13 protein-coding genes and 1 pseudogene are annotated in these 13974 nt (G+C 67.0%); 8 read left to right on the forward strand and 6 right to left on the reverse strand.

Translation table 11 applies throughout. The features are described from left to right. Positions 1 to 163 precede the first annotated feature (163 nt). Positions 164 to 712 carry a hypothetical protein gene (locus ACN4F8_RS07155; protein WP_419472919.1) on the reverse strand — a complete coding sequence of 183 codons (549 nt, stop codon included), beginning with the start codon at positions 710 to 712 and terminating at the stop codon, positions 164 to 166. Between the two features lie 106 nt (positions 713 to 818). On the opposite strand from ACN4F8_RS07155, the gene ACN4F8_RS07160 reads away from it, so the two are divergent. The 3 genes from ACN4F8_RS07160 to ACN4F8_RS07170 all read left to right on the forward strand — a co-directional run bounded on the left by ACN4F8_RS07160 (position 819) and on the right by ACN4F8_RS07170 (position 3264). After that, positions 819 to 1838, forward strand: coding sequence for a LysR family transcriptional regulator (locus ACN4F8_RS07160; protein ID WP_419472931.1), 1020 nt, complete (start codon positions 819 to 821; stop codon positions 1836 to 1838). Between the two features lie 10 nt (positions 1839 to 1848). Continuing rightward, on the forward strand, positions 1849 to 2769 hold the full coding sequence (locus ACN4F8_RS07165) for a metallophosphoesterase (protein WP_419472920.1): 921 nt from the start codon (positions 1849 to 1851) through the stop codon (positions 2767 to 2769). Between the two features lie 72 nt (positions 2770 to 2841). Continuing rightward, entirely contained in the window at positions 2842 to 3264 is a 423-nt protein-coding gene (locus ACN4F8_RS07170) for a universal stress protein (protein WP_419472921.1), read from the forward strand. 65 nt (positions 3265 to 3329) lie between these two features. Here the strand turns inward: ACN4F8_RS07170 and ACN4F8_RS07175 are convergent, their stop codons facing one another. Then, positions 3330 to 3974 (reverse strand): TetR/AcrR family transcriptional regulator, encoded by a 645-nt coding sequence (locus ACN4F8_RS07175; protein ID WP_419472922.1) that lies wholly within the window; start codon positions 3972 to 3974, stop codon positions 3330 to 3332. A gap of 92 nt (positions 3975 to 4066) precedes the next feature. Next, positions 4067 to 5002, reverse strand: coding sequence for a LysR family transcriptional regulator ArgP (locus ACN4F8_RS07180; protein ID WP_419472923.1), 936 nt, complete (start codon positions 5000 to 5002; stop codon positions 4067 to 4069). Positions 5003 to 5098: 96 nt separating this feature from the next. Here ACN4F8_RS07180 and ACN4F8_RS07185 point away from each other — a divergent pair. Then, a pseudogene (locus ACN4F8_RS07185) lies at positions 5099 to 6487 on the forward strand (D-amino acid dehydrogenase); the annotation flags it as partial. Positions 6488 to 6490: 3 nt separating this feature from the next. Here the strand turns inward: ACN4F8_RS07185 and ACN4F8_RS07190 are convergent. Beyond that, a complete protein-coding gene (locus ACN4F8_RS07190; protein WP_419472924.1) occupies positions 6491 to 7384 on the reverse strand; it encodes a M14 family murein peptide amidase A in 894 nt (297 codons plus the stop codon). Between the two features lie 81 nt (positions 7385 to 7465). Here ACN4F8_RS07190 and ACN4F8_RS07195 point away from each other — a divergent pair, with 81 nt between their 5' ends. Then, complete coding sequence (locus tag ACN4F8_RS07195; RefSeq protein ID WP_419472925.1) at positions 7466 to 7987, forward strand: flavin reductase family protein; 522 nt, start codon at positions 7466 to 7468, stop codon at positions 7985 to 7987. A 54-nt stretch (positions 7988 to 8041) separates the two neighbouring features. Then, entirely contained in the window at positions 8042 to 8944 is a 903-nt protein-coding gene (locus tag ACN4F8_RS07200; RefSeq protein WP_419472926.1) for a DMT family transporter, read from the forward strand. A 6-nt stretch (positions 8945 to 8950) separates the two neighbouring features. Here the strand turns inward: ACN4F8_RS07200 and ACN4F8_RS07205 are convergent, their stop codons facing one another. Beyond that, positions 8951 to 9955: a tripartite tricarboxylate transporter substrate binding protein gene (locus ACN4F8_RS07205; protein ID WP_419472927.1), complete on the reverse strand. Its 1005-nt coding sequence runs from the start codon at positions 9953 to 9955 to the stop codon at positions 8951 to 8953. Positions 9956 to 10040: 85 nt separating this feature from the next. Further along, positions 10041 to 12143 (reverse strand): acetoacetate--CoA ligase, encoded by a 2103-nt coding sequence (locus ACN4F8_RS07210; RefSeq protein WP_419472928.1) that lies wholly within the window; start codon positions 12141 to 12143, stop codon positions 10041 to 10043. Positions 12144 to 12318: 175 nt separating this feature from the next. Between ACN4F8_RS07210 and ACN4F8_RS07215 the strand changes: the two genes are divergently transcribed. Further along, on the forward strand, positions 12319 to 13674 hold the full coding sequence (locus tag ACN4F8_RS07215) for a solute carrier family 23 protein (RefSeq protein ID WP_419472929.1): 1356 nt from the start codon (positions 12319 to 12321) through the stop codon (positions 13672 to 13674). A gap of 54 nt (positions 13675 to 13728) precedes the next feature. Further along, positions 13729 to 13947 carry a hotdog fold thioesterase gene (locus tag ACN4F8_RS07220; protein ID WP_419472930.1) on the forward strand — a complete coding sequence of 73 codons (219 nt, stop codon included), beginning with the start codon at positions 13729 to 13731 and terminating at the stop codon, positions 13945 to 13947. The last annotated feature ends 27 nt before the right edge of the window (positions 13948 to 13974 follow it).

The following is a 13974-nucleotide window of genomic DNA, read 5'->3' on the forward strand; positions in this document are numbered from 1 at the left end:
CCAGCGTGTAGTCCCTCTGCGTGCGCTTGATGCCTGATTCCATTTGACTTGCCTTTTCTTTCACGAAAAAGTGTCAACCTCTGGCAGGACGGGTCACGGGCGAAAAAAAAGCCACCGGACCCGGTGGCTTTTTTGTGGACGCCGAGCCCGCAGGCTCAGGTGCTCAGATGTAGCGGTTGTGCAAGTGGCGCGCTGCACGGGCCTGACCCAGACGCTCCCAGTACGACATCTCGGGCGCAGCGGCGACTGCGGCTGGCACCGGCAGACCCAGCGGCGCCAGGGCGTCGTCAAACGTGCCGGCAGGCTCGTCCGCTTCGGCGCGGGTGCGGGCCAGGGTGAGTTCGCTCATCAGGCGCGGGTCGAGACGGGCCATTTCCCACAGGCGGGTTTCAGCGCGGGCTTCGGCCATCGACTGCGACCAGCTGTCCAGCACCACGATGCCCCGACGGGCCAGGCGGCGAGCCGAGTCTGCAAACAGCGCCAGACCGGCGAACACAACCACCCACAGGAACACCCAGGCGAGCAGGAGATGGCCGTCGGCCCAGGTGCTGACCAGCCGGTCGGCGAGCACGACCATGGCTGCAACGACGGCAGCCAGCATCAAGGCGGCCAGACCGCGCGCGCCGTTGGTGTGGCGTTGGGCTTGTTGGGCCGACGGTGCGCGACCGAGGCCCAGAGAAACAGAATGAGAGGTGGTGGCAAGGGTGCTCATGGCAGGCTCCTGGAAAGGAAGAAACGTCTTTTGGACACCGCAATACTAGGGTTAACCCGCATTTATTCCCAATTTATCTTTGTGATGGATTACATTCGCCACGGTGATAAATAGCCTGAACTTCCGCACGCTGGATCTGAACCTGCTTCGGGTATTTGACGAGGTGATGACCGAGCGCAACCTCACCCGCGCCGCCCACAACCTGGCCATGACACAGCCCGCTGTGAGCAACGCGCTGCGGCGCTTGCGCGAGGTGGTGGGTGACGACCTCGTGCGCCGCTCGGGCTACGGCGTGGAGCCCACGCCGCTGGCGCTGAGCCTGTGGCCCTCGGTGCGCGACGCCCTGCACCTGCTGCGCGAATCCCTGGCGCCCGGCACCTTCGAGCCGCTGAGCGCCCACAACGCTTTCGTGCTGACCATGGCCGACGCCACCGCCGCCAAGCTGGTGCCGGGCCTGATGGACATCTTTGAAACCGAAGCGCCCGGGGTGAACCTGCGGGTGCTGCCGCTGACCACCCGCGACCCGCGCGAGCTGCTGGAAAGCGGCTCAGCCGACCTGGCCATCGGGCACTTCCCTGGCGTGCTGGCCGAGCTCGGCGCCCTGCACCTGCAGGAGAACAACCCGCGCTTCCTGCACCAGCGCCTGTACGACGGCGAATACGTGGTGGTGATGCGCAAAGGGCATCCGTTGGCCGGGCGGCCCTTGAGCCTGGACGTCTACTGCGAAGCGCGCCATCTGCTGGTGAGCTTCTCCGGGCGGCCTTTTGGTTTTGTGGACGAAGCGCTGGCCGCCCTCTCGCGCCAGCGGCGGGTGGTGCTCACGGTCAACCAGTTCTTCACCGCCGGGCGCGTGGTGGCCACGACCGACCTGCTCACGGTGCTGCCGCGCCATTTTGTGGGCGCCACCGGCATGGAGCACGAACTCGCCCTGGCGGACCTGCCCCTGCCCATGACACCTGTGCACGTGGATGCGCTGTGGCACCGCCAGGCCACGCACAACAGCGCACACCGCTGGCTGCGCGAAGCGGTCGAGCGGGCGTCGGCGGTCGGCTTTCGCAACGTCAAGGTGGTGCCGGAGCCCCCGCGGGCGCGCAGGGCAAAGAAGCCCGCCGCAGGCACTGATTGACAATGCCCGCATGAACCTCCAGCTGCTCAGCGACCTGCACCTCGAAGCCAACCCCGCGTTCGTGCCCGTGCCGGCCACCGGTGCCGACCTGCTCGTGCTGGCCGGTGACATCGGCTCCTACCAGGTGCGGCGCGACGGCAGCGTGATGGACGAGCCCGATTGGGGCCTGCAGCGCTTCTCGCCCCTGCCCCAGTACGCGGGCTGGCCCGCGCCGGTGGTGTTCGTGCCCGGCAACCACGAGTACGACGCGCTGGATCTGGACCAGGCCCACGCCGATCTGCGCAAAACCTGCGACCGGCTCGGCATCCAGTGGCTGGAGCGCGAAACCCTGCAGATGCACGGCGTGCGCCTGATCGGCACCACGCTCTGGAGCGACTACGACGCATTGGGCGAAGCCGCCCCCGCGCCCACGCCACCGCGACACGGCCGCGCCGGTGCGGTGGCGCCCCGACGCGCACCCGATCCGCTGACCCACCGCCTGCAGCAGCGCGAGAAAGCCTTTCGCGCAGCCAACCATTACCTGGTGAAGATGGGTGGCCAACGGCGCGGCCGCCTGTTTGACGCCGAAGCCATGCGCGAACTCGCACTGGAATGCCAGGCCTGGCTGCGCAACGCGCTGGCCGAGCCGTTCGACGGACCCACCGTGGTCGTCACCCATTTCGCGCCCACGCTGCACAGCATGGACCCGCGCTACGGCAGGAGCCCCGGCACGGCAGGCTTCTGCAACGGCCTGGACGATCTGCTGCCACTGGCCGACCTCTGGCTGCACGGCCACCTGCATTGCCCGACCGACGTGCAGGTCGGGCGCTGTCGCATCAAAGCCAATCCACTCGGATACCACGACAAGAACGAGCAGGCCGCCTTTGTGCCCGCGAGCTGCATCGAGGTGGGTGCGCGCAGCGTTGCCCCCCGCCAGGTGCAGCCGGTTTGAGCCAGCGCAAGGAAATGACCCGCGATGCCTCTAAACTCGCAGGCACCTCGATGACCCACCAAGGAGACCCCCATGAAGATCCTGCTCGCCGTTGATGGCAGCGCGTACACCAAGAAAATGCTGGCCTACCTGGCCACGCACGACGAGATGTTCGGCACCAACAACGCCATCACGCTCATCACCGTGCAGTTGCCGCTGCCCCCGCGCGCGCGCGCTGCCGTGGGCGCCGACGTGGCCAACGGTTACCACGCCGACGAAGCCGCGAAGGTCACGGCACCCGTGGTCAAGTTCCTCAAGCGCCACGGCATGGAACCCACGGTGGTGTCCAAAGTGGGCGCACCGGGTGAAGTGATCGCCAAGGTCGCCGACAGTGGCAAGTTCGACTTGCTCGTGATGGGCTCCCACGGCCACAGCGCGCTGGGCAACCTGGTCATGGGCTCGGTGGCGACCAAGGTGCTGGCGCATTGCGGCGTGCCGGTGTTGCTGGTTCGCTGAACCTGCTTGCGCAGACAACAAAGGCCGCGATTGCGGCCTTTTTCTTTGGCGGTCGGGATCGGAAATCAGCGCGACTTCAGCCCGTCGAAGCAGGTGCTGAGCACCATCTCGATGATGTCCTCGTTGCTGTACTGACCCGAGCCCTTGAGGAAACCCAGCACCGGATCGCAGGCCCGCGCAAACAGCGTGTAGAGCACAGCCACCGGTGGCAAGCTGCTGTTGAGGCTGCCGTCAGCCTGCGCCTGCGTGATCCAGCCGCCCAGGCGCTCGCTCACATCCATGAGACCGTCGACATAGGCTTTGTTGGTGGTCAGCGAAGCGCGCAGGCTGGAGTTGGCGCTGGGCAGCGACGGCATTTCCCCCGCCAGCTGCACCTCCATCGTCCAGCGGGCCACGGCCCTGAGCTGCTCGATCGGCGCGCTGCCGACGTGGCCCTCCAGGCTGTCGAGAAACGCGCGGGCGCGCTCCATCACGCGCACCATGGCCGCAGCGGCCAGGTCTTCCTTGCTGGGGAAATGTTTGTACAGGCTGGCCTTGGCGATGCCCACCTCGGCGGCCACCTCGTCCACCGTCATGGCATCAAAGCCCTTCTCGGCCAGCAAGCGGTTCACCGCCGAGACGATGGCGTCTTCGCGCGCCAGGTGCATTTGCTGGCGGAAGCTGCGTTTCTTGGGGGCTTCGTTGGGGGATTTCTGGACTTCGCTGGGCATGGACAACCTTTGGGTACCCGAAGAATTCTGCTTCACTTTGGCGGTTTCTTCGACACGACGACCGAAAAGCAATTTCAAAGACCGCCGGGTAACTACTTCGGCTGTTTGGCCTCCGCCGCCGGGCGCAGGTTCTCGGCAGCCGCCGTGCGCAAGGCCATGCTCAAGGCGTCCAGCACGTCCGAGTTCAGGTTCCAGCAGTGCCAGTACAGCGCCACGCCAAGTCGGTGGCGCGGGGCCAGGTTGACCAGTTCGCCCGATTCGATCAGCTCGCGCACCCGCAGCTCGGGCAACACGCTCACCCCCCAGCCGGCCTGCACCGCGCGCACCTGGCCCTCGCTGGACGGCACAAACAACTGCTTGAGCATCACGCGCGGCAGGCCGAAGGCCTTCATCACGAAGCCGTGCTGCAGGTTGTCCTTGCGGTTGAAGGCCACGAACGGCACTTTGTGGAAGTTGTGCGCGTTCAGTCCTTTGGGCAGGTGCTGCGCGGCAAAGTCGGCGCGTGCCACGGCCACGTAGTCCATGGAGCCCAGCGCTTCCATCTTGCAGCCGCGCAAGGCCTGGCCGAGCGACGTGACACAGCCCAGCACCTGGCCTTCGCGCAGCCACTCGTGGGTGAATTCCTGGTCGTCGGTGATGATTTCGATCGGCAGGCCGTTCTGCGCCAACGCGTCCAGCGCGGGCAGTGCCCAGGTGGCGATGCTGTCGGCGTTGATGGCCACCGAAATGCGCTCCTCTTCGCGACCGCTGCCGGTGGAGCTGGGTGCGAGTTCCTTGAGGTCTTTTTCCAGATCGGCGCGCAGCAGCCGCATCATCTTGGCGTGCTTGAGCATGAGCTGACCGGCCTGCGTGGGCTTGAGCGGGCGGCTGCGCACGATCAGCACGGTGCCGACCTGCGCTTCCAGCGCCCGCAGTCGCTGCGACACCGCCGACTGCGTGATCGACAAACGCTGTGCAGCGCGCTCGAACCCGCCTTCTTCAATGATGGCGGCCAGGCATTCGAGGGCGTCGGGATCGAAGGTGCTCATCGGGTGTTGGAGGGTGCTCGCTGCTCACATAAGCAGATCTGATGCCCAAAATTTTAGTTTAATTCCGCTTCACTTCGAAGCCGCTTCTTTCGATACTGCGATCAGTTTCATCCCCTTGAGGAGCAGGTCATGCAGGTCACCATTCTCGGCGCGGGCATCATCGGCGTCAGCACCGCGTGGCACTTGCTGGAGCGCGGCCACGAAGTCACGCTGGTCGACCGCCAGCCCGACGCCGCGCTGGAAACCAGCTTTGCCAACGCGGCGCAAATTTCGGTGAGCTACTGCGAGCCCTGGGCCAACAAGGACGCGCCGCTCAAAACCCTGAAGTGGATGTTCTCCGACGAGTCGCCGCTGCTGTTCCGCCCGCAACTCGACTGGGCGCAGTGGCGCTGGGGCTTGCAGTTTCTGGCGCAGTGCAACGACGCAGCGTTCGAGCGCAACGTGGCGCAGCTCGTGGCGCTGGGCTCCTACAGCCACAGCGCGCTCAAGGCCGTGGTGGCCGCCACCGGCATCGAATACCACCGGCTGGAGCGCGGCATTGCCCACTACTACACCGACCAGAAATCCTTTGACGGGGCCGCCGAGGCCGCTGCCGTGATGCAGCGTTTCGGCGTCAAGCGCCGCGTGGTCTCGCGCAACGAACTGCTCGGCATCGAACCCGCGCTGCAGGCCTTTGCCGATCGCATTGTGGGCGGCACCTACACCCAGAGCGACGAGTCGGGCGACGCGCGCAGCTTCACGCAACAACTCGCCGCGCTGTGCGGCCAGCGCGGTGCGCGGCTGATGTTCGGCCACGACATCGAGCGCCTGCACAGCGACGGCCGCGAGATCCGCGAGGTGCGCGTGCGCGACCGCCAGAGCGGCACCGCGCGCACGCTCAAGGCCGACGCCTTTGTGGTGGCCTGCGGCTCGTACACCACGCCGCTGCTCAAATCGGTCGGCGTGCATGTGCCGATCTACCCGGGCAAGGGCTACAGCGCCACGCTGCCGCTGCTCAAGCCCGGGCAGGCGCCCAGCGTGAGCATGATCGACGACCAGCTCAAGATCGCCGTCTCGCGCCTGGGCAACCAGCTGCGCGTGGCCGGCACCATCGAGCTCGGTGGTTTTGACCTGTCGCTGGACACACCGCTGGCCAAGAAACGCTGCGAGATGCTGGTGCGCCGCATCGAGCAGGTGTTTCCCGGCGTGGCCGACACACGCACGCCCGAACAAGGCGGCGATCCGCAGTTCTGGTGCGGCCTGCGCCCGGCCACACCGACCAACATCCCGCTCATTGGGCGTCTGCCGCTGAAGAACCTCTGGGTCAACGCTGGCCACGGCACGCTGGGCTGGACCCACGGCGCGGGCTCCGGCAAGGCACTGGCCGAGCTGATCCACGGGGAACAACCAGCCATGGACTTCGGCTTTCACGGCATGCCGCGTGCGACACAAGGCGCTCCAGTTTCCGCTCGCCTGCGGGTGGCCCAGCCGCCCAGCCAGGCCTGAGCTTCAGGGCCGCAGGCGCTCCACCATCCAGCGCTGCAGGTCCATCCACATCTGCCGCATCTCGCTCTCCAGCGGCGCGCGAAACGCATTGGGCAGCTCGATGGTGACCACCGGCATGCCGCGGTGCACGCCGCCGTAGTTGCCCAGGCTGCCCGGGAAGATGCCCACCTGGTCCAGGTAAAGCCGGCCGAGCTTGGGTGGTGGTGCGCCCGGGCCATCAAAGTCGAGCACGCCGTAGGGCGCGTGGATGCTCACGATCAGGTGCGGCTGGAAGCGCGCCATCTCCTCGTGCAGAAAGCGCGACTCCGGCTCCGACAACGGGCTGGGCCCCGGCCAGCGGCGCGGGTCTTTCTTCGTGCGCTGTTCCCAGTACACCTTGGCATCGCTGGCCCAGTTGGGTGTGGGAAAGTTGCGGTTGAGGTCCACGCCGCGCGCGTTCACGCGCCTGGCGGGGCGCGCGAGCAAGCCGTCGGGGTTGAGCACGGGAATGAAGCGCCAGTGGGCGTCGGCCGGTTCCTTCAGCGCATGCTGGATCCAGTGCAGCGCCACCGAGGCCGAGGACATTTCGTCGCCATGGATGGCGCCCACCACCAGCACACGCAGCCGCGCTTGCGGCGCCACCACGTCGCGCGCGTACAGCGTGCGGCCCTGCGACGAGCGGCCTTCGGTGCCCACCAGACCGGCCGCGTCGCACAGCGCGCGGCCCATGTGCGGCAGGCGGGCCGAGAGGTGCACACAAGGCGGCGCGCTGGCGGGCACGGTGGTGCGGTGGTGCGGTGGTCCGCGCAGGGGTGATGTGGCCTGCGCACCGCTGGTGCAAAGCCACCCCGCGGCCAGCGCGGCGAACACGGCCCAGGCAGACAGGCGGTTCGCGGGGAACAAAGGGGAGCAATGCATCACGGCATTCTAGGGACGGCACCAGGCAAACACACCGATCACCGAGAATCGAGACACCCTCGCTCCACGCACCTGCTCCCGATGCCTTCTGACCGTCCCGCCCCCCTTCAGGCCCGCGCGCCCGATTTCTCGGCCCGCGAGTTCCGCGCCTCGCTGGGCATGTTCGCCACCGGCGTGACCATCGTCACCGCGCGCACCGACAGCGGCGAACTGGTGGGGCTCACCGCCAACTCGTTCAACTCGGTCTCGCTGAGCCCGCCGCTGGTGCTCTGGAGCCTGGGCCGCTCCGCCGGCTCCATGGCCGCGTTTTCCAACGGGCGGCATTACGCCATCAACGTGCTCGCGGCCGACCAGCAGGCGCTGGCCGAGCAATTTGCCGCCAAGGACACGGACCGCTGGGCCGGCGTGGCGTTTCGCGAGGGCGGCAACGGCGCGCCCCTGCTCGACGGTGCTGCGGCCACCTTCGAATGCTTCAACCGCAGCCAGTACGCCGAAGGCGACCACGTGATCTTTGTGGGCGAGGTGGAGCGCTGCAGCCACCGCGCCGAAGCCTCGCCGCTGCTGTTCCACGGCGGGCGTTTCTACACCGAACATCCGCTCTGAACAGCGCGCGCCCGGGCGACAGGGCGACGCGCACGACCTCGCGACAATGGACTGATGAGCCCGTCCACCGCCCGCAAAACCCACCTCGACGCCCTCGCCATCACCCTGCTCGTGGTGTGCTGTGCCTTCTGGGGTTTTCAGCAGATCCTGATCAAGGACACGGTGGGCGAGGTGCCTCCGCTGTGGCAGGCCTCGCTGCGGTTCTGGGGTGCGGCGGTGCTGATCGGGCTGTGGTGCGCGGCGCGCGGTGTGCCCCTGTTCGAGCGCGACGGCACGCTCAAAGCCGGGCTGCTTGCGGGCTCCCTGTTTGCGGGTGAGTTTGCGTTCATCTACCTCGGGCTGATGCACACCACTGCTTCGCGCCTCACGGTGTTCCTCTACACCAGCCCCTTTGTGGTGGCGCTGCTGTTGCCGCGCGTGGTACCCGGCGAGAAGCTGCGGCGCGTTCAGTGGGTGGGCCTGGTGATCGCATTTGCCGCCGTCGCAATGGCCTTTGGTGAAGGCTTCATGCACGGCTCGCCGGTGGCCGGCGCGTGGCTGGGCGACGCGATGGCGCTGGCGGCGGGCGTGCTCTGGGGCCTGACCACACTGACCATCCGCGCCACGAAACTCGCGACCGCCAGCCCCGAGAAAACGCTGTTCTACCAGGTGGCGGTCACGGCGGCGGTGGCGCCTTTCATCTCGCTGGCACTCGGCGAAGTGTGGTCGCTCGACTACTCGGTGCGTGCCTGGGGCTCGCTGGGCATCCAGACGGTGGTGGGCGCGTTCGCGAGTTACCTCACCTGGATGTGGATGCTGCGCCACTACCCGGCCACACAGATGTCGACCTTCACCTTCCTCACGCCGGTGTTCGCGCTGGTGTTCGGCGTGGTGCTGCTGAGTGAGCCGCTCACGTTGCAGCTGGTGCTGGCCTTGGTGGGTGTGGCCGTCGGAATTGTTCTGGTCTCGAAGCGTTGAACGAGATCAGTTCTTCTTGCTCAGACCCAGCCGTTCAATGGTGTTCTTCTCCGCCGCAAACGTGCGCGCCGCATACGCCGTGTAGTCGGCGGTGTTCATGTAGATCGTGGGCTGGTAGAACTTGTCGAAGGTGGCCTTGACCTCGGGGTCGTCCAGGGTGCTCTTGAACGCGTCGTGCAGCACCTTCACCACGGCCGGGTCCATGCCCTTGGGGCCACCGATGCCGAACGGCGATTCGGTGATGGTGTCCCAGCCGCTTTCCTTCACCGTGGGCACGTCGGCAAAAGCCTTGTTGCGCTCACGGCCCAGCGTGGCCAGCAGGCGCAGCTTGCCGCTCTGCACATGCGGCGCAAATTCGGTGGTGCCGCTCATCATGCGGATGTGGCCCCCGAGGATGGCGGTCATGATCTCGGCCGAGCCCTTGAACGGGATCGGGTTGAGCTGGATGCCCGCTTTCTCGCTGAACTCTTCGATCGCCAGGTGCGGCGTGGTGCCGGTGCCGGTGTGGCCGTATTCGAGCTTGCCCGGGTTGGCCTTGGCGTAGGCCACCATCTCCTTGAGCGTCTTGAACGGCGCGTCCGCCGTGCAGGCCAGGCCAAAGGTGTAGCCGGTGAGGCAGACGATGTGGGTGATGTCGGTCACCGGGTTGAAGGGCATGGTCTGCATGTGCGGCAGGCGGTAGATGCCCAGCGGCAGCTGCGTGAGGGTGTAGCCGTCGGGCTTGGCCTGCACCATGGCGCTGGCGCCCAGCGTGCCGCCCACCCCGGGCTTGTTCTCGATCACCACCGGCACACCCAGGGCCTTGCTGGCGCTCTGGGCCAGCGCGCGCATCACGCCGTCGCTGCTGCCGCCGGCGGGCCAGGGTGCAATGAGCGTGATGGGGCGCGAGGGAAACTTGTCTTGCGCCCACGCTGCGCTGCTGAACAAGCCCGGCGCGGCCACCGCAGCGGCGCCGCTGGCGGCCAGGGTGAGCGCCTGGCGGCGGCTGACGGAACGGTCGGTGGGCTGCATGGCGGATCTCCGTTGTTGAGCTGAACCACAACGTAGCGCAAGCCCATGGACACCAACAGCGGGTTACCCCCAAGGGCTCACGCGTTCAGTGGCCATCGAGTCGTCTCTGGGCAAACGCCACGTACCAACCGAGACACCCGGGATTGGCCATGGCCTCCTGGTTGATCACCTTCTCCAGCGGCTGGCCGAGCAGCAGTTTCTTGATCGGCAGTTCCTGCTTCTTGCCCGAAAGCGTGCGCGGGATCTCGGCCACCTGGAACACATCGTTGGGCACAAAACGCGGCGAGAGCGCGGTCTTGATGCTGTCGGTGATGCGCTGGCGCACGGCGGCGTCGAGCACCACGCCTTCGCGCAGCACCACGAACAGCGGCATGTAGCTCTCACAGCCCAGGTACTCCAGATCCACCACCATCGAGTCCATCACCTCGGGCAGGGCTTCGACCGCGCTGTAGAGCTCGCTGGTGCCCATGCGCAGGCCGTGGCGGTTGATGGTGGCGTCGGAGCGGCCGTAGATCACACAGGAGCCATCGGGGTGGATGCGCAGCCAGTCGCCGTGGCGCCACACCGCGCCGGCAGCTGTGTCGAGGTCACCGCCACCGGGTTTGCGGCCATGGCCGGCCGGGTACATGTCGAAGTAACTGCCGAGCAAACGCTTGTTGTCCACATCTCCCACGAAGTGCAGCGGCATCGACGGGATGGGCTGCGTGCACACCAGCTCGCCCACCTCGTCGATCACCGGCAGGCCTTGCTCGTTCCACGCTTCCACCGCGCAGCCCATGAGGCGGCATTGCATGCGACCGGGGGTCTGCGGGAGTTCGCGGTGGCCGCCGATGAAAGCGCCGGCGAAGTCGGTGCCGCCCGAGATGTTGCACCACCAGATGTCGCGTTGTTCATCACTCTGAGCGATGGCCGCGAACTGCGAAGTGCCCCACCGCTGCGCGTCTTCCGACAACGGCGAGCCCGTGCTGCCCAGCGCGCGCACCGCCGACAGGTCTCCGCAGGTCGACAGGTCCACACCGGCCTTGAAGCAGTTCGCAAAAAACGCCGCGCCCGCACCGAAGAAGGTCACGCCCTGCTCGGCGGCGAAGCGCCACAGCGTGGTCCAGTCGGGCTGGTCTTTGGAGCCACCCGGGTTGCCGTCATAGATCACGCAGGTGGTGCCGCCGAGCAGGCCGCTGATCTGTGCGTTCCACATCACCCAGCCGGTGGAGCTGTACCAGTGGTAGCGCTCGCCCCAGCTGTTGGGCTCATAGCTGCAGCCGATGTCGTTGTGCAGGATCTTGAGCGCCAGCGCCACGATGGTGGTGCCGCCGTGGCCGTGCACGATGGGTTTGGGCAGGCCGGTGGTGCCGCTCGAATACACGATCCACAGCGGATGGTCGAAGGGCAGCCACAGCGGTTCGAAGCGCGCCACGGCCGCGTCCATGCGCGCGGTGGCCTCGGCAAAAGAAATGCAGGGTGCGGCGGCCTGCAGCGCGCGGTCGGCCGCCGCGGCGTCATCGGCGGCCAGGTTGGTGTGCAGCACCACGTGGCGCACCGTGGGCAGGGCCGCGCGCAGCTCGGCCACCACGGCCAGGCGGTCAAAGTCGCGCGCGCCGTAGGTCACGCCGTCGCAGGCGATCAGCACCACCGGCTCGATCTGGCGAAAGCGGTCGAGCACGGCGTTGGTGCCCATGTCGGGCGCGCACAGGCTCCACACACCGCCGATACTCACCGTGGCCAGAAACGCCACCATGGCTTCGGGAATGTTGGGCAGGTAGGCCGCCACGCGGTCACCGGGGCGCACGCCCTGGGCCTGCAGGTGCAGGGCCAGCGAGGCCACCTGGCGGCGCAACTCGGGCCAGCTCATCTCCACGTGGTGACCCTTTTCGTTGCGGCTCACGATGGCCATGAACCCGGCGTCGTGCGCGGGCTGCACGTGGCGCAGCACCTGTTGTGCGTAGTTCACCCGCGCGCCCGGGAACCACTGCGCACCCGGCATCACGTTGCGCTGCAGCACGGCGGTGTGCGGCGTGATTGAGCGCATGTCGAAGTAGTCCCAGATGCTCTGCCAGAAGGCGTCGAGGTCGGTGGTGGACCAGCGCCAGAGCGCGTTGTAGCTGTCGAAATGCAGGCCGCGCTGCTCGGCCAGCCACTGCTGGTACAGCCGGATCTGCGGGATGTAGGGAGGTGGGTTTGTCTCGTTCATGCCGTTGTCCTTTTTGGCCATCAGGGTAACAGCGAAGGCCCGCGCTTTGGGAGCCGGCGCGCCTCGGGTTTGCACGGCCTTTCGTGCGCGCCACAGGCACGGCCCGGCCCTGCGCTTGCGGGCACAATCCTTGCGGGCCTCCGGGCCATCCACCACCCACCACAAGGAGACCCCCATGGGCCTGTTCACCTGGACAGAAAAGACATCGGCCACCCTCGACAACGGCGGCGTGATCGCCCCCGACGAGCGCCTGCCATGGCCGCAAACCACGGTGATGGGTGTGCAGCACGTCATCGCCATGTTCGGTGCCACGGTGCTGGCCCCGCTGCTCATGGGCTTCAACCCCAACGTGGCCATCCTCATGAGCGGCATCGGCACGCTCATCTTCTTCTTCATCACCGGCGGCAAGGTGCCGAGCTACCTCGGCTCCAGCTTTGCGTTCATCGGCGTGGTGATCGCCGCCAGCGGCTACGCCGGCCCGGGCCCCAACGCCAACCTGGGCGTGGCGCTGGGCGGCATCATCATCTGCGGCCTGGTCTACACCGTCATCGGCTTCATCGTGCACGCCACCAACGTGAAGCACCACAAGTCCCGCCCCATGGCCGGCATGGAAGTGGACGAGGTTGACGAAGGCGCGGCCGTGCACTGGATCGAGCGCCTCATGCCGCCGGTGGTCACCGGCACCGTGGTCGCCGTGATCGGCCTGAACCTGGCCGCCATCCCGATCAAGAACATGGCGCCCACCGGCTTTGATGCGTGGATGCAGGCCATCACCTTCATCAGCGTGGCGCTGGTGGCCGTGTACGCGCGCGGCATGACGCAGCGCCTCCTGATCCTGGTGGGCCTCATCGCCGCCAGCGTGGTCTACGCCGTGCTCACCAACGGCCTGGGCCTGGGCAAGCCCATCGACTTCTCGGGCATCGCCGGCGCCGCGTGGTTCGGCATGCCCACCTTTGCCGCGCCGGTGTTCCAGGCACAGGCCATCCTGCTGATCGCTCCGGTGGCGCTGATCCTGGTGGCGGAGAACCTGGGCCACATCAAGGCCGTGAGCGCCATGACCGGGCGCGACCTCAACCCGTACCTGGGCAAAGCCTTCATCGGCGACGGCGTGGCCACCATGGTCAGCGGCGCGGCCGGCGGCACCGGCGTGACCACCTACGCCGAGAACATCGGCGTGATGGCTGCCACCAAGATCTACTCCACCGCCATGTTTGTCGTGGCCGCGGTCATTGCCATCGTGCTGGGCTTCTCACCGAAGTTCGGCGCGCTGATCCAGGCCATTCCACTGGCTGTGATGGGTGGCGTGTCCATCGTGGTGTTCGGCCTCATCGCGATCGCCGGCGCCAAGATCTGGGTCGACAACAAGGTCGATTTTTCCGACAACAAGAACCTGCTGGTGGCCGCGATCCCGATCATCCTGGGCACCGGCGAGTACACGCTGAAGTTCGGCGAATTCGGCCTCGGTGGCATCGGCACCGCCACCTTCGGCGCGATCTTTCTCTACTGGCTGCTCAGCCGCGGCAAGGCATGAGCACCACGGCGGTCTGAGAGAAGCCCATCTCGGTTGACGAGCTTGCCCGCATCCATGTGGGCACAGCCGTGGAACACCTGGGCAATCCGCGCCGTGGGCCTGGACATCAACGCCAACCACCTCAAAGGCGCCACCATCGGCTGGGTCACCGGCATCACCCGCCCCGTGCACATCGGCCGCACCACGCAGGTGTGGCAGATCGACATGACCAACGATGCGGGCGAGATGACCTGCGTGTCGCGAATCACGATGGCGGTGCTGGCACCGAGGTGATGGGCGCGTCTCCTCCCGTGGTTGACG

Origin of the sequence: Hydrogenophaga sp., from assembly GCF_048549895.1 — a bacterium.
Classification (GTDB): domain Bacteria; phylum Pseudomonadota; class Gammaproteobacteria; order Burkholderiales; family Burkholderiaceae_C; genus Hydrogenophaga.